Origin of the sequence: Bradyrhizobium sp. ISRA430 (genome assembly GCF_029909975.1) — a bacterium.
Classification (GTDB): Bacteria; Pseudomonadota; Alphaproteobacteria; order Rhizobiales; family Xanthobacteraceae; genus Bradyrhizobium.
In genome coordinates, this window is record NZ_CP094516.1 from 3,601,237 (window position 1) to 3,621,463 (window position 20,227).

Here is a 20,227-nt window from a genome sequence, read left to right on the forward strand (position 1 = left end):
GGGCGCACGCCATGAATGTTCTTTCCTCCGTCGACGTCAACAAGAAGATGGAAGCTGCCGAGATCGTGGACGAGCTCTGGTACAAGGATGCCATCATCTATCAGCTCCACGTCAAGGCGTTCGCCGACAGCAACAATGACGGCATCGGCGACTTCACCGGGCTGACCGAGAAACTGCCCTATCTCCAGGAGCTTGGCGTCACTGCACTGTGGCTACTGCCGTTCTATCCCTCGCCCGGCCGTGACGACGGCTACGACATCGCGGACTACGGCGCGGTCAATCCCGATTTCGGGACGATGAAGGATTTCAAGCGTTTCATCCAGGAAGCGAAGCGGCGCGGCCTGCGGGTGATCACCGAGCTCGTCGTCAACCACACCTCCGACCAACACAAATGGTTCAAGCGCGCACGACGCAGCCATCCGGGCTCGAGCGCGCGGAACTGGTATGTCTGGAGCGACACCGACCAGAAGTACCAGGGCACGCGGATCATCTTCACGGACACGGAGAAATCCAACTGGACCTGGGACACCGAGGCAGGCGCCTTCTACTGGCATCGCTTCTTCTCGCATCAGCCGGATCTCAACTTCGACAATCCGCGCGTGGTCAGCGCCATCATCCAGGTGATGAAGCGCTGGCTCGATGCCGGCGTCGACGGCTTCCGGCTTGATGCCATTCCCTATCTCTGCGAGCGCGAGGGCACTTCGAACGAGAACCTTCCCGAGACGCATACGATCATCAAGCGTCTGCGCCATGAGCTGGACGCCTACTCCAAGGGCAAGCTGCTGCTGGCCGAGGCCAATCAATGGCCCGAGGACGTGCAGGAATATTTCGGCCGCGGCGACGAGTGCCACATGGCCTATCACTTCCCGCTGATGCCGCGCATCTACATGGCCATCGCGCAGGAGGACCGCTTCCCGATCACCGACATCCTGCGTCAGACGCCGGACATTCCCGCGAGCTGTCAATGGGCACTGTTCCTGCGCAACCATGACGAGCTGACGCTGGAAATGGTCACCGACGTCGAGCGCGACTATCTGTGGTCGACCTATGCCAACGATCCGCGCGCGCGCATCAATCTCGGCATCCGCCGGCGCCTGGCGCCGCTGATGGACAACGACCGGCGCAAGATCGAGCTGATGAACTCGCTGCTATTGTCCTTCCCCGGCACCCCGATCATCTATTACGGCGACGAGATCGGAATGGGCGACAACATCTATCTCGGCGACCGCAACGGCGTGCGCACGCCGATGCAGTGGAGCCCGGACCGCAATGGCGGCTTCTCGCGCTGCGATCCCGCACGCCTCTACGCGCCGCTGATCATGGATCCCGTCTACGGCTACGAGTCGGTCAATGTGGAAGCGCAGTCGCGCAGCCTGTCGTCACTGCTCAGCGCCACCAAGCGGCTGATCTCGGTGCGCAAGTCGACGCTCGCCTTCGGTCGCGGCACCATGACATTCATCCGCCCCGCCAACCGCGCAGTGCTCGCCTATGTCAGGCAGTATCGCGACGAGGTGATCCTCTGCGTCGCAAATCTTTCGCGCGCAGCCCAAGCGACCGAGCTCGACCTGTCACCGTGGAAGGACCGCATCCCGCAGGAAATGCTCGGCCGTACCCGCTTCCCGGCGATCGGCGAACTACCCTACATGATCACGCTCGGGCCTTACGGCTTCTACTGGTTCCAGCTCCTGGAGCGCGACAAATCCGAGGCGGTGGTGCCGCGCGCGGTGCCGGAATTCGAAACGCTGGTGGTACCGGTCAACTCGACCTGGGTCTCGCTGGCACGCGAACGCAGCGTGTTCGAGCGCGACGTCCTGCCGGGCTTTTTGTCGCGGACGCGGTGGTATCCGGAGCATAACCCCAAGCAGATCCGGCCTACGCTGACTTCGGCGGTGCCGTTCTGCGACATCGGTGACAACCGACCCTGGATCGCGTTCTTCGAGGCCACACAGCACGACACGTCTTCGCGTTACGTGCTGCCCATGCAGATCGAGTGGGTGCGCTTCGACCGCGAACGCTTCAACCCGAGGGCGCTCGCCGCCGTCCGCCAGGGCGCGCGCGAAGGCACACTGCTCGACGTGGCCACCGACCAGATCTTCATCGGCCTGTTCCTGCGCAACCTGTCGCAGAATCTGGTGGTGGAGGAGAACAATCTGCGGCTGGAGTTCAAGTCGACCAGCCTGTTCGCCGACTACACAGTCAAGGAACCCGAACGCATCCGTACGATCGAGCAGTCGAACAGCACCGCCCTCGTCGACAACCAGTATGTCGCCAAGATCTACCGCCAGCTCGAAAGCGGCATCAATCCCGAGATCGAGATCAACCGCTATCTGACCGAGGTCGCCCGCTTTGCCAACACGCCGGCACTGCTCGGCAGCGTCGAGCTGGTCGAAGGCGATCAGCGCAGCGCGCTCGGCGTCCTGCACGCCTATGTCGAGAACCAGGGCGACGGCTGGGCCGTGACCGCATCCCATCTCGACCGCTATATCGACGAGCAGCGTCTGCTGACGGCGAGCCAGATGTCCCACGACAGCCAGGAGCCTGCGTCCTACCTGCACCACCTGGTGCAGACCGGCCGGCGCCTCGCCGAGCTGCATATGGCGCTGGCTGACGCAAAGACCGGCGACCTTGCTCCCGAGCCGATCGACGCCATGCAGGTCAAGCACTGGATCTCCGATCTCAAGACCCGCGCCGACCGGCTTTGCGAGCTCCTGGCCGAGCATCGCGAGGCCCTCCGAGAGGCCGACCGCCCGCTGGTCGACCAGCTCGCGGCGGCGCGCGCGAACCTGTCCGACCGGCTGACGACGCTATTGCCATCGGACCTCAGCGGGTTGAACATCCGTCATCATGGCGACTTCCGCCTCGGGCAAACTCTGATCGTGAAGGACGATATCTTCATCATCGACTTCGATGGCAATCCGTACCTGCCGCTGGCCGACCGGCGGCGCAAGGCGCCAGCCGCGCGCGACGTCGCCGGCCTGATCCGCTCGATCGAGCTTGCCGCAACCGCAGCCCTCCACCGCGCGCTCGCCGGGGCGCACGACGAGCAGGGCCGGCTTGCAGCCGCGCTCGGCGAATGGCGCGAGCGCGCGACAGCCACATTCCTGACCGCCTATCGGGAAGGCATGACAAACCGGCAGCTCTGGCCAAATGATCCGCAATCGGCGGACAGCCTGTTAAGGTTTTTCATACTTGATCACGCATTCGATGAGGTGGAGCATGAGCTGTCGCACCGGCCGGAGGGGCTCAACACACCTCTGACGGGGCTGCTTCGCATTCTGTCCAATCCCGAGAGCGAAGCACATGCCTAAACTGCCCGCCGAAGCCTACGCGATCATCGAGGGCCGCCACTCCGACCCCTTCCACTATCTTGGACTGCACCCCGAAGGCGACAGAAGCGTGGTGCGCGCCTTCCTGCCCGAGGCCTCCAATGTCGAGGCGATCGGCGAGCACGGCGAGGTGGCAAAGCTCGACCGCGTTCACGACGCCGGCCTGTTCGTCGGTGCCCTCCCGAACGGCTCCAGGCATTATCAATTGCGCGCGAAGTTCGGCGACAGCGTCGTCGAGTTCGAGGACGCCTATCGCTTCCCGCCGATCCTGACCGACTTCGACCTCTACCTGCTCGGCGAAGGCACCCATCAGCGCCTCTACGACAAGCTCGGCGCGCATCCGATGACGCTCGACGGCGTTGACGGCATCGGCTTCGTGGTGCTGGCCCCGAATGCGCGGCGCGTCAGCGTGGTCGGCGATTTCAATTTCTGGGACGCGCGGCGTCATCCCATGCGGGTGCGCGGCATCGGCTATTGGGAATTGTTCATTCCGCACGCCAAGCCGGGAGATCACTACAAGTTCGACATCGTCGGACCGCACGGCCACCAACTCCCGCTGAAATCCGATCCGCTGGCGTTCGCCACCGAGGTCCGGCCAAAGACGGCTTCCATCGTCTTCGACGAGGCGCATCTGCCGCGGCCGCGCCCGGCGCCCGACGGCATCAACGCGCTGTCGGCGCCGATGTCGATCTACGAGGTCCATCTCGGCTCCTGGCGGCGCAAGAACGGCAATGAATGGCTGACCTATCGCGAGCTGGCCGAACAGTTGCCGGCCTATGTCCGCGACATGGGCTTCACGCATGTCGAATTCCTCCCCGTGAGCGAGCATCCCTTCGACGGCTCCTGGGGCTACCAGCCAACCGGCCTCTATGCACCGACCAGCCGGTTCGGCTCCCCGGACGACTTTGCCGCCCTCGTCGATGCCTGCCATCGCGAAGGCATCGCCGTGCTGCTCGACTGGGTGCCCGGCCACTTCCCCGACGATCCGCACGGGCTCGGCCATTTCGACGGCACCTCGCTCTACGAGCATGCCAATCCGCTTCAGGGCCGGCATCTCGACTGGGGCACGCTGATCTACAATTACGGCCGCACTGAAGTGATGAACTTCCTGGTGTCGAACGCGCTGTTCTGGCTGGAGCGCTACGCCATCGACGGCCTGCGCGTCGATGCGGTCGCCTCCATGCTCTACCTCGACTACAGCCGGCCGCCGGGCGCCTGGATTCCGAACCAGTATGGCGGGCGGGAAAACATAGAGGCGATCGCGTTCCTGCGCCGCTTCAACACCGAAGTGTTCGCCCGTTTCCCGCAGGCGACCACGGCGGCGGAGGAATCGACCGCATGGCCACAGGTCTCGCGCCCGGTCGAATTCGGCGGGCTCGGCTTCGGCTACAAGTGGAACATGGGCTGGATGCACGACACGCTGAACTACATCAGCAAGGACCCGATCTACCGCAAGCATCATCACGGCGAGATCCTGTTCGGCCTGCACTATGCCTTCTCGGAGAACTTCATCCTGCCGCTGTCGCATGACGAGGTGGTGCACGGCAAGCGTTCGATCCTCGGCCGGATGCCCGGCGACGAGTGGCAGCGCTTTGCCAATCTGCGCACCTATTACAGCTTCATGTTCGGCCATCCCGGCAAGAAGCTCTTGTTCATGGGCGCGGAGATCGCACAAGGCAACGAATGGAATCACGACCAGTCGCTCGACTGGCATCTGCTCGAATACAAGAACCATTCCGGCATCCAGGCGCTGATCCGCGATCTCAACCGGCTCTATCGCGCGGTGCCGGCGCTGCACCAGATGGATTGCGACCAGGCCGGCTTCGAATGGCTGATCACCGACGATGCCAACCGCAACACCTTCGCCTGGATGCGCAAGGGATTCGACGAACACTCGCGCTGTCTCGTGATCGTCAACTTCTCACCCAATGTCTATCGCAACTATCGCGTTCGCGTGCCGTTTGCCGGCAAGTGGAAAGAGGTGTTCAATTCGGACTCCGCCCATTACGGCGGCAGCAATGTCGGGAACGTCGGCGAGGTGCTCGCCGTTGACGGCAAGACGCCCGAGCTTCGCCTCACCATTCCGCCCCTGGCCGCGATCTTCCTCGTTCCGGAAAGCTGACCCATGCGCCTGACCGCCGGATCGTCCGCACGCCTCGGTGCAAGCTGGGACGGACGCGGCACCAATTTCGCGCTGTTCTCCGCCAACGCGCAGAAGGTCGAGCTGTGCCTGTTTGACAGCCAGGGCCGCCGCGAGCTCGAGCGCATCGAATTGCCAGAACGCACCGAGGACGTCTGGCACGGCTATCTCAATGACGTTTCGCCGGGCCAGCTCTACGGCTATCGCGTGCACGGACCCTACGAGCCCGAGCACGGCCACCGCTTCAACGCCAACAAGCTGCTGCTCGACCCCTATGCCAAGCGGCTCGCCGGACGCCTGGTCTGGAGCGACGCGCATTTCGCCTACCGCACCGGCAGCCCGCGCTGGGACCTGTCCTTCGACCGCCGCGACAACGCGCGCGGCATGCCCAAGGCGGTCGTAGTCGACGAGACCTTTAACTGGGGCCGTCGCGAGAGCAGGCCTCACATCGCCTGGGAAGACACCGTCATCTACGAGGCTCACGTCAAAGGCCTGACGCAGAAGCGCGACGACGTGCCGCCGAACCTGCGCGGTACCTATGGCGGCCTGTCGTCGCCCGCGATGATCGAGCACTTGAAGCGGCTCGGCGTCACCACGGTCGAGTTGCTGCCGATCCACAGCTTCGTCGACGATCGTATCCTGGTGGAGAAGAAGCTCGCCAATTACTGGGGCTACAACACGCTGTCCTTCTTCGCGCCCGAGTCCCGCTACGCCCAGGACAATGCGCTCGACTCCTTCCGCACCACGGTCGCGCGCCTGCACGATGCCGGCATCGAGGTGATGCTCGACGTCGTCTACAATCACACCGCGGAAGGCAATCATCTGGGGCCGACGCTGTGCTACCGCGGCATCGACAACGCCTCCTATTACTGGCTGAACCGCGAGAATCCGCGCTACTACGACGACTTCACCGGCTGCGGCTCGTCGGTGAACATCACCCATCCGCGCGTACTTCAGATGGTGATGGATTCGCTGCGCTACTGGGTCGAGGTCTGCCATGTCGACGGCTTCCGCTTCGACCTCGCCACCACGCTGGCGCGCGGCCCGAACGGCTATGATCGCGGCAGCTCGTTCCTGACCGCCATCCGGCAGGATCCGGTGCTAGCCACCGTCAAGCTCGTGGCCGAGCCCTGGGACCTCGGGCTCGGCGGCTACCAGGTCGGTGCATTCCCCTCGCAATGGTCGGAGTGGAACGACCGCTATCGCAGCGCCATGCGCCGCTACTGGAGTGGTGAAGGCAGCCTGATCGGCGACATCTCCAGCCGCATGACGGCGTCCTCCGACCTGTTCAACCACGACGGACGGCGGCTGCGCGCCAGCATCAATCACATCACTGTCCACGACGGCTTCACGCTCGCCGACCTCTTCAGCTACAATGAGAAGCACAACGAGGCCAATGGCGAGGACAATCGCGACGGCTCCAACGACAACCACAGCAACAATTGCGGTGTTGAAGGCCCGACCGACGATCCCAATATCCTCGGTCTGCGCCGCCAGCTCCGCAAGAACGTGCTGGCCTGCCTGATGTTGGCGCAGGGCGTGCCGCTGATCCTCGCCGGCGACGAGGTCGGCAACTCGCAATCCGGTAACAACAACGCCTATTGCCAGGACAACGAGATCGGCTGGATCGGCTGGGACAATCTCGGCAAGGAAGGCGAGGACATGGTCGATTTCGTCGCCCATCTTGCCGAAATCCGCCGGCGCTTCTCGCAGCTCCGCAGCCACCGCTGGCTCGATGGCCGTCCCACGGAGGGCTCATCCTATGGGGTCTTGTGGCTCACCCCGGCCGGCGAGGAGATGAAGGAGAGCGACTGGAATTTCCCCGAAGGGCGCTTCCTCTCTTATGTGATGGGGCCGATGGAACCGGGCGGGCCTGCGATCTTTATTGTCCTGAACGCCGCGCCCGAAGAGATCGCATTCAAGTTGCCCAAGATGACCGAACACAAGAGCTGGCAGCAGATCCTGAACACGACTGAGGCCAAGCTGAACACGATCGAATTCCAGCCCGGAAGCGACAGTAAGGCGCCGCCGCGCTCCGTGGTCGCCTTCGCGGGCGCGCTATGAGGCCCTCCTTCGGTGCAAGATCGACCAAAGACGGCGTGTCGTTCCGGCTCTGGGCGCCCGCCGCCAGACGCGTCGACCTCCTGCTCGACCGCCGACATGCCATGCGCCGGCGCGACGACGGCTGGTACGTGGCCGAGGTCCACGGCCTGACGGCCGGCAGCCGCTACAAATTCAGGATCGACGACGAGATCGACGTGCCCGATCCGGCCTCGGCCTTCCAGCCCGAGGACGTGTTCGGCCCGAGTGAGGTGATCGATCACGCAAGCTTCGCCTGGCGCGCAGATGCTTGGCGCGGCCGCCCTTGGGAAGAGACGGTCCTGATCGAGACCCATGTCGGCACCTTCACGCCGCGAGGCACTTACCGTGCCATGATCGACAAGCTCGATCATCTGGCCGGCACCGGCGTCACCGCGCTGGAGTTGATGCCGCTGGCCGATTTCGCCGGCCGCCGGGGCTGGGGCTACGACGGCGTGCTCTGGTACGCGCCCGACAGCGCCTACGGCCGCCCCGAAGACCTGAAGACGCTGATCGACGAGGCGCATCTGCGCGGCCTCATGGTGTTTCTCGATGTCGTCTATAATCACTTCGGCCCCGAGGGAAATTACCTCAGCCGCTACGCGCCGACCTTCTTCACGGACGCGCACACGCCCTGGGGCAGCACGATCGACTATCGCGTGCCGCAGGTGCGGGCCTTCGCGGTCGAGAATGCGCTCGCCTGGCTCAGCGACTACCGTTTCGACGGCCTGAGGCTGGACGCCGCCAACCACATCATGGCGCTTCCCGGCGAGTCGTCGATGCTGCACGATCTCAGCGTCGCCACCGGCGAGCTCGCCAAGGCGACGGGGCGGCACATCCATCTCGTGCTGGAGAACGGCGACAACCGCGCGAGCCTGCTCGACGCCGCGCAGGAGCCGCCCAACGGCAAGTATCGCGCGCAGTGGAACGACGACTATCACCACGTCTGGCATGTGATGTTGACGGGGGAGCTCGCCGGCTACTACGCCGACTATCAGACGCCGCGCCTCGATCTTGCGCGCGCGCTGGCCTCGGGCTTCGTCTATCAGGGCGAGATCTCCGAATTCTGGGGCAACAAGCCGCGCGGCGAGCCGAGCGGCGCGCTGCCGCTGGCGACCTTCGTCAATTTCCTCCAGAACCATGACCAGATCGGCAACCGCCCGCTCGGCGACCGGCTCGAGAGCCTGGCATCGCCGCAAAAGGTCGAGGCCGCGCTCGCCGTCACGCTTCTCGCTCCCATGATACCAATGCTGTTCATGGGCGAGGAATGGGGCTCGACGGTGCCCTTCCCGTTCTTCTGCGATTTCCAGGGCGGGCTTGCAGATGCCGTGCGCAAGGGACGTCGGCAGGAATATGCCTGGGCTTACGAAAAATATGGCGACGAGGTCCCAGACCCGCTCGACCCAGCAACGCCGCAATCGGCCGTGCTCGACTGGACGTCGCGCACGCCCGAGCAGCAGGCACGACTGGCTCTGGTGCGGGAGCTGCTCGCGCTTCGCCGCAGGGAGATCGCACCACGGCTGAAGGGCGCGGTCTTCGGCAACGCCGAGACCACCGACAATGGTCTTTTGACCGCACATTGGCGCATGGGGGACGGCGCGATGCTGCGCCTCACCGCCAATCTCTCGGACCACGAGATCACGCATTCCAGCGAGAGCGCAGGCACACCGATCTGGGGCAGTGCAGCCGGCGACCGCCTCCCGCCCTGGGCAGTGCACTGGCGTCTCGGAGGTTAGCATGCCTCCCGCTAGCCCCCTTGCCACCTATCGGCTTCAGCTCACCGCAGATTTCGATTTCGACAAGGCCGCCGAGGTTGTCCCTTACCTCAAAGCGCTCGGCGTCACGCATCTCTACGCCTCACCGGTGATGAAGGCCCGCAAGGGCTCGACCCACGGCTACGACATCGTCGATCACAGCCAGCTCAATCCCGAGCTCGGCGGCGAGGCCGGCTTTGCGCGGCTGAGTGAGACGCTGGTAAAGCATGATCTCGGCCTGATCATCGATTTCGTACCCAACCATGTCGGCGTGCATTTTGCCGACAATCCCTGGTGGCTGGACGTGCTGGAATGGGGACAGGCTTCGCCGCATGCGGTCTCGTTTGACATCGACTGGGACCAGTTGCCCTACCGCGCCCGCGGCGGCGTGCTGCTGCCGATCCTCGGCGTGTCCTACGGCGAAGCGCTCGAGCGCGGCGAAATCGAATTGCGCTACGATCCCAACGAAGGCAGCTTCTCGGCCTGGTATTACGAGCATCGCCTGCCGATCGCGCCGGAGCGCTATGGCGAAGTGCTGCGGATGGTCGTGAAGGAGGCAGACGCCGCCGAAACAGACGCCGGCAAGCGCCTGCTCGCGCTCGCCACCCGCTACACGGGGCTGCGCCGCCCCAACCGCAAGGAAGCGCCTGCGTTCAAGGTCGAGCTCAAGGAGAACGCTGATGGCGCAGACATCATCGTACGCGGCCTTGGCGCCTATCGCGCCGCCAAGGATCGCCCGGCGCCGACACTGGCGCTGCACCATCTGCTCGAACGCCAGCACTACAAGCTCGGCCACTGGCGGCTCGCCTCCAGCGACATCAACTATCGCCGCTTCTTCGACATCAACGGGCTCGCCGGCCTGCGGGTCGAAGATCCCGGCACGTTCGCGGCCACGCACCGGCTGGTAAAGCAACTCGTTGCGGACGGCAAATTGCAGGGCTTGCGCCTCGACCACATCGACGGCCTGCGCGATCCCGCGCAATATTGCCAACGGCTGCGCCGGCTTGTGCGCGACGCGCAAGGCACCACAAAGCCGTTCTACACCGTGATCGAGAAGATCCTGTGCGAGCACGAACGCCTGCCGCGCTTTGCCGGGATACAGGGCACCACCGGCTATGAGTGGATGAACGTCATCATCCAGGTGCTGGTCGACGCCAGGGGACTGGAGGCACTGAACGAGACCTGGCGGCAGGTCAGCAACCGCGCGCCGCGGCTTGCGCCTTACGTCAAGGAGGCCAAGCGACGGGTGCTGGAGACGCTGTTGACCAGCGAATTCACCGTGCTGACGCGGCTGCTCGCGCGCATCGCCAACGGGCATTACTCGACCCGCGACTTCTCCGAGGACAGCCTGCGGCAGGCGCTCGAGCTCTATGTGCTGCATTTTCCGGTCTACCGCACCTATCTCACGACGGGCGCACCGAGCGCGCATGATCGCAAGCTGATAGACGAGACCATCGAAAGCGCGCGGGCGGAGTGGTTCGCCGCGGACGACGGCATTTTCGACTTCCTGCGCGACGCCCTCACCATGGACCTGCTGAGGCCGGACCGGCCGCGGCACAGCACCCCGCGCGTGCGCCGCTTTGCGCTGAAGGTGCAGCAATTCACCGGACCGATGATGGCGAAGTCGCTCGAAGACACCGCCTTCTACCAATTCCACCGGTTGCTCGCGCTCAACGAGGTCGGCGGCGATCCCGCGAGCAACGGGCTTGCGCTCCCCGCCTTCCATCAGACCATGCAGGCCCGCGCCAGGGAATGGCCGCACGGCCTAACCGCAACCGCAACGCATGACACCAAGCGCGGCGAGGACGCCCGCGCTCGGATTGCCGCGCTCAGCGAAATCCCCGGCGAATGGACCAGCGCGGTGGCGCGCTGGAAGGTCATGAACGCGCCGCACCTTGCCCTCCGCGGCAACATGCGCGCGCCTTCGGCGACGTTCGAATACATGCTCTACCAGACCCTGCTGGGGGCCTGGCCGCTGCAGGGGCCTGGCGCCGACTTCACCGAGCGCATCCAGGCCTATGCGCTCAAGGCTGCGCGCGAAGGCAAGGAGGAGACGAGCTGGCTCAACCCGCACGAGGCCTATGAGCAGGGTGTGCGCAGCTTCGTCGAAAAGATCCTCGATCCCGCACAGTCCGGCGAGTTCCTGGACACGCTGCAAACCCTGGCGCGGCGCGTGGCACTGCTCGGCGCGTTGAATTCCCTCAGCCAGATCACGCTCAAGGCGACGCTGCCGGGCGTTCCGGATCTCTATCAGGGCACCGAATTGTGGGACCTGTCGCTGGTCGATCCCGACAACCGCCGTCCCGTGGACTTTGCCAGCCGACATGCGGCCCTGGCGTCACTCGAGGCTCCGGACTGGAGCCACCTGATCAAGACCTGGCCGGACGGCCAGCTCAAGCTCGCCTGGACGCGGCATCTGCTCAGGCTGCGCACTGAGCTCGCCGACGTCTTCGGCCATGGCGACTACCGGCCGCTGGAGGTCCGCGGCGCGCATGCGGATCATGTCATCGCCTTCGCCCGCCGGCGCGGACGCGCAGCGGTGATCACTGTGGTCGGACGTCTGTTTGCACCCTTCACCCAGGTGGGACGCGAATGGCCTGCGTTCGAAGGCCTCGACGCGACCGTCGACATGACCGGCTACACCGCACCTCACCTCACCGGCAACCAACTGCCGATCGCGCAGGCCTTCCGCGATTTTCCCGCAGCAGTGATCGGGGCGCGCACCGCCAGCATCGCGAAGCCGGCCCGGCAGCGCGTCCTCGCCTGAACTCTATCTTTTGTCGTCCTTGGTCAACAGCAATTGTCCGCGCTTGCGGATGGTGGCCTGCGCCATCTCGGCGAAGCGCTGCAACAGCCATGGCAGCACCACCTCGACCCGGACATGATCGTCGGCAACGTCGATCTGGCCGCTCGCGATCTGCCCAAGCGCGCGAACGCGGAAGTTCATGCTGTCCCCGCTCCAGCGCTCTTCTTCGACCTGCATCACGGGAATGCTGGCCGCCGCACGACCGAGTCCGGATTTGAGCCGGCGCACCGCCTCCTCGCGGCCGAGACGGTGCGGAATTGAAACGACAAACGGTGCTGACATGGTCCGCCCCGCGCTGAATGATCCTCACGTAGTCATGCCGACCGAAACGGCAAAGGTTCCAAGGAAATCGGCTCTGCGATCGCGTTTCACAACCGGAACGAACAAACTTGCGGCAAGTTGCCCCCAGCGGAGGACAAGTGCAAGCGACCCTTTTTGACCAAGGGCTGGAGGAGATTTGGCATGACGATCGGTACGATCATTCTGATCATTTTGATCATCGCCCTGCTCGGCGGCTTCAGCGGCATCGGCGGCGGCCCGTTCTACGGCACCGGCTATTACGGCGGCGGCGGCCTTGGGCTTATCATCGTCATCCTGCTGATACTGCTTTTGCTGGGACGAATCTAGCCGCACACATGATCTCGTAGGGTGGGTTACGCTTCGCTAACCCACCTACGAATTTCGCAAATACAACGCGAAGGGTGCTGTGCGGCGAGCCCTACTTCACCTTCGCCGTCAGCTTCTTCATCGCCGCCTTGATCGACGTCGCCGCATCCTCGTATCCCTCCCATGCTTTCGAGCGCGCGAGCAAGCCAGGGACGGTGCGCAGCGTATATCGCTTCGGATCAAGATCGCTCTTCACCTGCGCCCAGGTCAGCGGCATCGAGACCGTGGCACCCGCGCGCGCACGCGGCGACAGCGGAGCCACTGCCGTCGACATGCGGTCATTGCGCAGGTAGTCGAGGAAGATCTTTCCATTGCGCAGCTTCTTCGACATATTGAGCAGGTAGCGCTCGGGATCGTTGTCGGCCATCCACCGGCAGATCCCTTGCGCGAAGGCCTTGGCCTCCTTCCAGCTCACCTTGTCGCGCGCGCCGTGCAGCAGCGGCACCACCACATGCAGGCCCTTGCCGCCGGTGGTCTTGCAAAAACTCTCCATGCCGACATCGGCAAGCCGCTGCCGCATCTCCTTTGCCGCCGCGACGACGCCGGCGAAATCGACATCCGGCGCCGGATCGAGATCGAACACCAGACGGCCGGGCGTGTCATAAGCGTAAGGCGCGCAATTCCAGGGATGCAGCTCGACGCCCCCGATCTGCGCCACGGCCGCGAGCCCCTCGATGCGATCGATCTGCAAATACGGCTTGCGATCGCCGGAGACCTTTGCGAGCTCCAGCAGGTTCGAGGTCCCCTGCATGGCGTGGCGCTGGAAGAAGGACTCGCCCTTGATGCCATCGGGCGCCCGGATCAGGGAGCACGGCCGTCCCTTCAGATGCACGATCATCCACTCGCCGACGGCTTCGAGATAGCGCGCGAGGTCCAGCTTGGTGACCGGCTCGCCATCGCCGTCGTCGGGCCAGAGCTCCTTGTCCGGCTTGGAGATGACGACACCCATGACCTCGGCATTCTCTGCGGCCGGCTTCGACCGGACGCCGGATGTCGTCTTGGCGCGCGACTTCTTCCGTGCGCCGGGAGACGGCTCCGCCAGCTCTGTATCGACAGGGGTTTCGGCCTCGACCTCCTCGGCCGGCTTATCCTGCCGCAGGCCCTTGAACGCCGCCTGGCGGATGTTGCCGTCGGCGGTGAAGCCGGCAAACTCGATCTCGGCGACGAGCTCCGGCTTCAGCCAGTGCACGTCGCGACTCTTCTTCGGCGCGTTCTTGCCGCCGAAGGGACTCTCGTTAGAGGTCACCTCCTTGAGGAGCGGCATGATGCGCTTGACCTTGTCGGCGCCGAAGCCTGTGCCGACGATGCCGACAAAGGCGAGGTGATCACCACGATGCACGCCCGCCATCAGCGAGCGGAATTTGCCGTTCGTGGTCTTGTAGCCGCCGATCACGACCTCATGGCCGGCGCGGCATTTCGACTTGGTCCAGCTCTCGGTACGGCCGGAGCGATAGGGTGCGTCGAGCCTCTTCGACACCACGCCTTCGAGCTCGAGCTTGCAGGCGGACCGCAGCACCGCGTCGCCCCCGCTCTCGAAATGCTCGACGAAGCGGATCTGTCCCGACTTCCTCTTGCGCGCCCCCAACAGCTCCTTGAGGCGGGCCTTGCGCTCGCCAAGCGGCAGCCGGCGAAAATCGAGCCCTTCTGCGAACAGGAGATCGAAGACGAAGAAGATGAGATCACCGGTCTTGCCGTCCGACAGCGCCGCCTGAAGCGAGGAGAAGTTCGGAGCGCCATTGTGGTCGAGCGCGACGATCTCGCCGTCGATCATCACGTCCGGCAGCGCACCGGCCTCCTTGACGATCGAGGTGAACTTGTCGCTCCAGTCCAGGCCCTTGCGGGTCTTCAGCGTCGCCTTGCCGTCCTCGACCCGAAGCTGCACGCGATAGCCGTCGAACTTGATCTCGTGACACCAGCCTTCGCCGGCCGCCGGACGCTCGACCGGCGTGCAGAGCTGCGGCGCGACGAAGTCCGGCATCTCCGAAACTTTCCTGACGTCCGCCGTCGTCGCCTTCCTTGCAGCCTTGCCACCTTTCAACGCCGTGCGGGGCGCCGGTTTGACGGTACGCCCCCTGGTTTCTTCGGCACGGTTGGAGTGCCACACCGCATCAGCCTTGCCTTTTGCGACCTTTGCGCCCTTTGCCAGCATGAACGGCTTGGGCGCGCGGCCCTTGCCTTCCGCAATCTGCTCCATGGCGCGCCCGGAAGCGACCGACTTGTCCTCGTCGAGGATGTCGTTGTCGGCACCCTCGCGGACATATTCGTCGCGGTGCTTGATCAGCAGCCAGTTGGTGCGCTTTCCGCCGGTGCGATCGTTGCGCATGCGCACGAGAACCCAGCTCCCGTGCAGCTTGTCACCGTGCAGGGTGAATTTAAGGTCGCCCTTCTTGAAGCCGCCCTCGGGATCTTCGGATTCCCAATAGCCGCGGTCCCACAGCATGACCGTCCCGCCGCCATACTGGCCTTCCGGAATCGTGCCTTCGAAATCGCCATAGTCGAGCGGGTGATCCTCGACCTCGACCGCCAGCCGCTTGTCGTGGGGATCGAGCGATGGTCCCTTGGTCACCGCCCAGGACTTGAAGACGCCGTCGAATTCGAGACGAAAGTCGTAGTGCAGCCGCGTCGCATCGTGCTTCTGGATCACGAACCGCCGTTGCTTCGACGGCGCGACCGCCGTTTCACCCGACGGCTCCGGCGTGATCTCGAAATCCCGTTTCTTTCGGTAGGTGGAAAGGTTTCTCAGCACGACCTGTCCCGCATGTTTCTCAGGCGCATTCAAGCCTATCACGACCTGTGTCCCACCCGGAACCAAAACCCGAAGCACGGGTTGGAGTTCCGAAAAAGCCCTGAAAACGCCGGAGATTGGAATGGCTCCCCGCGCCTACTGGAAAGGGTCGTTGAAACTGTCGCTGGTCAGTTGCCCAGTCGCGCTCTATCCGGCCGCGACTGCAGCCCAGAAGACGCGGTTTCACCTTATCAACCGGGAGACCGGAAACCGGCTCAAACAGCAGATGGTCGATGCCGAGACCGGCGACGTCGTCGAAAGCGATCAGAAAGGGCGCGGCTACGAGCTGCGCAAGGGCAAGTATGTCGAGATCGAGCCGGAGGAGCTCGAGGCGGTCCAGATCGAAAGCAATCACACCATCGACATCGAGAGTTTCGTGCCGAGCGACGAGATCGACCAGCGCTACCTCAACCATCCCTATTACATCGCGCCCGACGGCAAGGCCGCGATCGACGCGTTTGCCGTGATCCGCGACGCCATGGAGAATCAGGATCGCGTCGCGCTCGCCAAGATCGTGCTTACCAACCGCGAGCATGTCATGGCGATCGAGCCGCTCGGCAAGGGCCTGCTCGGCACCACGCTGCGCTACCCCTACGAGCTGCGCGACGAGGACCAGTTCTTTGACGACATCAAGAGCCCCAAGATCACCAAGGACATGGTCGAGCTCGCCGGCCACATCCTGCACACCAAGACCGCGCATTTCGACCCAAGCAAATTCAAGGACGAATACGAGGACGCATTGAAGGCGTTGGTGAAGCGGAAGGCCGCGGGCAAGAAGATCGAACTTCCAGAGCCCGAGGAGCGGCCGAGCAACGTCGTGAGCCTCATGGATGCGCTGAAGCAGAGCTTGAAGGGGCGCGGTGGAGGACGGACGAGAGCCAAGTCCCATGCACGCCGCACCACCGGACGGCATCGCAGCGCGAAGAAAGCGCACCGATCCACGGCCAGGCATCGCAAGGCGAGCTGATAGAATCGTCATTGCGAGCGCAGCGAAGCAATCCAGAATCGTTCCGCGGAGGGACTCTGGATTACTTCGCTGCGCTCGCAATGACGATGTTGAAGGAGATTCGCGCTCCAACCTCAGTCGTCATGCCCGAGGCTTGACCCGGGCATCCATGTCCATCCCCGCGCGGTGACGGCTCGCCTCAGTCCCCCGCCTTCAACCGATACCCGATCCCCGTCTCTGTCAGCACGTATTGCGGACGCTCCGGGTCGGCTTCGATCTTCTGCCGGAGCTGACGGACATAGACGCGCAGGTATTGTGCATCGGTCAGCTCGTCCCAGAGCTCCTTAAGGAGAAGGCGATGGGTGAGCACCTTGCCGGCGTGCTGGACCAGCACGCGCAGGAGGTCGTACTCCTTCGGTGACAGCTTCACCTCGCGCTCGCCCAGCTTGACGATGCGGCGCACGAGATCGACGGAGAGATCGCCGGTGCGGAACACCGGGCGCTCGCCCTTGACCTGGAGCTGGTGGCGCAGCGCCGCACGCAGGCGCGCCAAGAGCTCGTCCATGCCGAACGGCTTCGTAAGGTAGTCATCGGCGCCGAGATCGAGCGCCTGCACCTTGCCGGCCTCGTCGCCGCGGCTCGACAGCACCACGATCGGAACGTCCTCATTGCGGGCGCGAATGGTGCGCAACAGCTCGTGGCCCTGGATGTCGGGCAGGCCGAGGTCGAGGATGATCAACGCCGGCCCTTCAGTGAGCTTTTCCAGCGCGATTTTCCCGTTCGATGCCTCCAATATCTCATAGCCCTGCGTCGCAAGCCCCATCCGCAGCAATTTACGGATCGGCGGCTCGTCGTCGATGACCAGGACCTTGATCGAGGCAGCACTCATGCGGCGGTATCCAATGCGTGGGCCTGTGCCGGAACAGGCAGACGGATGGTCAGGACGGCGCCGCTCCGGTCGCTGCGGTTGGCGGCCGAGATCGTGCCGCGCATCGCCTCGACGAAGCCGCGTGAGATGGCCAGGCCAAGCCCGGTGCCGGGACGGACATGATCCCCCTTCTGCACGCGATAGAACTTGTCGAATACACTCTCGAGCTCGTCGGGCGGGATGCCGGCGCCTTCGTCGGCGACCTGGAGGAGCACCTGATCCGTGTCGCGTTGGCTCCTGATCAAGATCGTGGTGTCCTGTGGCGAATATTTGGCTGCATTATCGAGCAGGTTGAACAGCACCTGCTCGAACAGCACCGCGTCGAGCTCGAGCATCGGCAGATCGGCGGCCAGCAGCAGCTCGACTTTGTGCCCGGTGAGGATCTTGGCTGCCCGCCGCAGCGCACTGCCGACGATCTCGCCGAGATCGTGCAGCGCCGTGTTGGGCACGATGGCGCCGGATTCGAGCTTGGTCATGTCGAGGAGGTTGGCGATGAAGCGGTTGAGCCGCTCGGACTCGTCGATCACGGTGGCGAGCAGATCGCGCTTCTCGGTGGCGGAGAGCGCGCCGGCGAGATCGCGCATGGTCGAGGCCGCGCCCAGCACCGAGGCGAGCGGTGTCTTGAGATCATGCGAGATCGAGGTTAAGAGCGCCGAGCGCAGCCGCTCGGACTCGATGGTGCGCTTGACCCGGTCCATATCCTCGACCAGCAGCACGCGCTCGATCGCGAGCGCGCCCTGGTCGACCAGCGCGTCGAGCAGCCGACGCTGGTCCGGCGTCAGCAGCGGGCCGGTGCGGTCGTCGTCGATGCCGATGACGCCGATCGGCGCGCGCCCGGTGCGCATCGGCAGGAACAGCCGCCTGGCGCCCGGCAGCGTATCGGAGCCGCGGCCGGCGGGACGGTCGTTGCTCCAGGCCCAGTTGGCCGCCGCCAGATCGGCCTGGTCGAGCTGATCCTCGGGCGGATAGCCGGATTTCACCGCGAGCAGACCATCCTCCGGCAGCAGCAGCACCACGCGCACCTTCAGCATCAGCGCAGTCTGGTAGGCGGTGGCCCACAACACGTCGTCGAGCGTGCCGGTGCCGGCGAGCTTGCGGCTGAAGGCATAGAGCTGCTCGGTCGTCCTGATCCGCCCGATCGCGGTGTCGGCCTGCGTACGCACCCGTCCCGCAACGTTCGATACCAGCACCGCAATCAGCATGAAGAAGAAAAATGCCGCAACATTGGTCGGATCGGTGATGGTGAAAGTGTAGACCGGCGGCAGGAAGAAGAAATTATAGGCGAGCGAGGCCGCGATGCTCGCCAGCAGCGACGGCCACAGGCCGTAGCGCACAGCGACCGCCACCACCGCGGTCAGGAACACCAGGTCTACGTTTTCGACTCCAAACCGCGGCTTGATGACAGCCGCCACGGCAAGGCCGAGCGCAGTGATGCCAAGTGCCTTGAGATAGGGCAGCGCTTCGAATTGCTCGACGCGCGCCGCGGTCTGCACCGCCGTTTTCGGCGCGGGCCCGCCGGCGAGCTCGTCGCCCGGAATGACGTGAACGCTGATGTTGCCGGCTCGGCGGACGAGATCATGCACGACGGAGCCGCGCGTCATCTCGAACCAGCGCGAGCGCGTCGACTTGCCGATCACGATCTGGGTGACGTTGTTGCTTTGCGCGAAGTTGATGACGTCGTCCGCGATGCGACGGCCGACGGCGGGAATGGTCAGCGCCTCGCCACCCAGCGATTCGGCAAGCCGAAGCGTATCTGCCAGCCGGTCGCGCTCCTCGTCGGCGAGCTGCAGCGAGCGCCGGGTCTCGATCGAGATGGCGGTGAACGGCGCGTGCAGCCGGTCGGCCAGCCGCTTGGTGTAGCGCACGAGCCCGGCTGCGCGCGGATCCTCGCTGACGCAGACGAGGATGCGCTCGCCCGCAGCCCAGGGGCCAGCGATGGCATTCGCCTGCATGTGGGTGAGCAACTGCTCATCGACCCGCTCGGCCGTGCGCCGCAGCGCCAGCTCGCGCAGCGCAGTCAGGTTGCCCGGCGAGAAGTAATGCTCCAGCGCCCGCTCGGCCTGTTTGGGCACATAAACCTTGCCTTCCTTCAGCCGCTGGATCAGGTCGTCAGGCGTGAGGTCGATCAGCTCGATCGCGTCCGCACGGTCGAACACCGAATCCGGCACCGTCTCGCGCACCCGCACATGGGTGATCTGGGCAACGACGTCGTTCAGGCTCTCGATGTGCTGGATGTTGACGGCGGTGTAGACATCGATGCCGTGGGACAGCAGCTCCTCGACATCGAGGTAGCGCTTGGGATGACGGCTTCCGGCCGCATTCGTATGGGCGAGCTCGTCGACCAAAGCGAGCTGCGGCCGTCGCGCGATAACGGCGTCGAGGTCCATCTCCTCGATCATCTGGCCGCGATAGTCGAGCGTCTTGCGCGGGATCACCTCAAGCCCGCGCAGCAGCGTCTCGGTCTCGGCGCGGCCATGGGTCTCGACGAAGCCGACCACGACGTCGATGCCCGCCTTGCGCTTGGTGTGGGCGCTCTGCAGCATCTCGTAGGTCTTGCCGACGCCGGGGGCGGCGCCGACGAAGATCTTCAGCTTGCCGCTCGCGCTCTCCTCGCGGCGCGCGGTTTCCAGCAGCGCCTCGGGCGAAGGACGTTGTTCGGGATCACGGCGCTCTCGGACCATCAGGCGGCTTGCTATCAAATTACCAGTGCGCCCGCTCATCCCACCCCTCTCCCCGCAAGCGGGGAGAGAGAGCAACGGGCATCGCCTAGAATTATAATCATCAGAGCACCGCGAGC

At 64.5% G+C, this 20,227-nt stretch carries 11 protein-coding genes; 7 read left to right on the forward strand and 4 right to left on the reverse strand.

The annotated features are described in order from the left end of the window. Positions 1 to 11 precede the first annotated feature (11 nt). Genes treS through treY form a run of 5 tightly spaced genes read left to right on the forward strand, consistent with a single transcriptional unit; the run spans position 12 to position 12,066 of the window. A complete protein-coding gene (treS, locus tag MTX21_RS17215; RefSeq protein WP_280965965.1) occupies positions 12 to 3,308 on the forward strand; it encodes a maltose alpha-D-glucosyltransferase in 3,297 nt (1,098 codons plus the stop codon). After that, a complete protein-coding gene (gene glgB / locus MTX21_RS17220) occupies positions 3,301 to 5,448 on the forward strand; it encodes a 1,4-alpha-glucan branching protein GlgB (RefSeq protein ID WP_280965966.1) in 2,148 nt (715 codons plus the stop codon). Before treS ends, glgB begins: the two co-directional genes overlap by 8 nt. 3 nt (positions 5,449 to 5,451) lie before the next feature. After that, positions 5,452 to 7,530, forward strand: a complete 2,079-nt coding sequence (glgX, locus tag MTX21_RS17225) for a glycogen debranching protein GlgX (protein ID WP_280965967.1) — start codon at positions 5,452 to 5,454, stop codon at positions 7,528 to 7,530. Next, positions 7,527 to 9,281, forward strand: coding sequence for a malto-oligosyltrehalose trehalohydrolase (treZ, locus tag MTX21_RS17230; RefSeq protein ID WP_280965968.1), 1,755 nt, complete (start codon positions 7,527 to 7,529; stop codon positions 9,279 to 9,281). Before glgX ends, treZ begins: the two co-directional genes overlap by 4 nt. A 1-nt stretch (position 9,282) precedes the next feature. Further along, positions 9,283 to 12,066: a malto-oligosyltrehalose synthase gene (gene treY / locus MTX21_RS17235; RefSeq protein WP_280965969.1), complete on the forward strand. Its 2,784-nt coding sequence runs from the start codon at positions 9,283 to 9,285 to the stop codon at positions 12,064 to 12,066. Positions 12,067 to 12,069: 3 nt separating this feature from the next. On the opposite strand, the gene MTX21_RS17240 is transcribed toward treY, so the two are convergent. Continuing rightward, entirely contained in the window at positions 12,070 to 12,387 is a 318-nt protein-coding gene (locus tag MTX21_RS17240) for a polyhydroxyalkanoic acid system family protein (protein WP_280965970.1), read from the reverse strand. Between the two features lie 180 nt (positions 12,388 to 12,567). Here MTX21_RS17240 and MTX21_RS17245 point away from each other — a divergent pair, with 180 nt between their 5' ends. Beyond that, on the forward strand, positions 12,568 to 12,732 hold the full coding sequence (locus MTX21_RS17245; protein WP_280965971.1) for a DUF3309 family protein: 165 nt from the start codon (positions 12,568 to 12,570) through the stop codon (positions 12,730 to 12,732). A gap of 91 nt (positions 12,733 to 12,823) precedes the next feature. On the opposite strand, the gene ligD is transcribed toward MTX21_RS17245, so the two are convergent. Further along, positions 12,824 to 15,517 (reverse strand): DNA ligase D, encoded by a 2,694-nt coding sequence (ligD, locus tag MTX21_RS17250; RefSeq protein WP_280965972.1) that lies wholly within the window; start codon positions 15,515 to 15,517, stop codon positions 12,824 to 12,826. 121 nt (positions 15,518 to 15,638) lie between these two features. Here ligD and MTX21_RS17255 point away from each other — a divergent pair, with 121 nt between their 5' ends. Continuing rightward, positions 15,639 to 16,523, forward strand: coding sequence for a Ku protein (locus MTX21_RS17255; RefSeq protein ID WP_280965973.1), 885 nt, complete (start codon positions 15,639 to 15,641; stop codon positions 16,521 to 16,523). Positions 16,524 to 16,701: 178 nt separating this feature from the next. On the opposite strand, the gene MTX21_RS17260 is transcribed toward MTX21_RS17255, so the two are convergent. Beyond that, positions 16,702 to 17,391: a response regulator transcription factor gene (locus MTX21_RS17260; protein WP_280965974.1), complete on the reverse strand. Its 690-nt coding sequence runs from the start codon at positions 17,389 to 17,391 to the stop codon at positions 16,702 to 16,704. Then, the gene (locus MTX21_RS17265; RefSeq protein ID WP_280971082.1) at positions 17,388 to 20,111 is read right to left on the reverse strand and encodes a sensor histidine kinase KdpD; all 2,724 of its coding nucleotides are present in this window, start codon (positions 20,109 to 20,111) and stop codon (positions 17,388 to 17,390) included. The genes MTX21_RS17260 and MTX21_RS17265 overlap by 4 nt, the downstream gene beginning before the upstream one ends. Positions 20,112 to 20,227 lie beyond the last annotated feature (116 nt).

Coding starts and splice junctions, on each gene's coding strand:
- MTX21_RS17240 (WP_280965970.1), bottom strand. CDS start 12,387: ATGTCAGCACCGTTTGTCGTTTCAATTCCGCACCGTCTCGGCCGCGAG.
- treZ (WP_280965968.1), top strand. CDS start 7,527: ATGAGGCCCTCCTTCGGTGCAAGATCGACCAAAGACGGCGTGTCGTTC.
- glgB (WP_280965966.1), top strand. CDS start 3,301: ATGCCTAAACTGCCCGCCGAAGCCTACGCGATCATCGAGGGCCGCCAC.
- MTX21_RS17245 (WP_280965971.1), top strand. CDS start 12,568: ATGACGATCGGTACGATCATTCTGATCATTTTGATCATCGCCCTGCTC.
- MTX21_RS17255 (WP_280965973.1), top strand. CDS start 15,639: ATGGCTCCCCGCGCCTACTGGAAAGGGTCGTTGAAACTGTCGCTGGTC.
- treY (WP_280965969.1), top strand. CDS start 9,283: ATGCCTCCCGCTAGCCCCCTTGCCACCTATCGGCTTCAGCTCACCGCA.
- MTX21_RS17265 (WP_280971082.1), bottom strand. CDS start 20,111: ATGGTCCGAGAGCGCCGTGATCCCGAACAACGTCCTTCGCCCGAGGCG.
- glgX (WP_280965967.1), top strand. CDS start 5,452: ATGCGCCTGACCGCCGGATCGTCCGCACGCCTCGGTGCAAGCTGGGAC.
- MTX21_RS17260 (WP_280965974.1), bottom strand. CDS start 17,391: ATGAGTGCTGCCTCGATCAAGGTCCTGGTCATCGACGACGAGCCGCCG.
- treS (WP_280965965.1), top strand. CDS start 12: ATGAATGTTCTTTCCTCCGTCGACGTCAACAAGAAGATGGAAGCTGCC.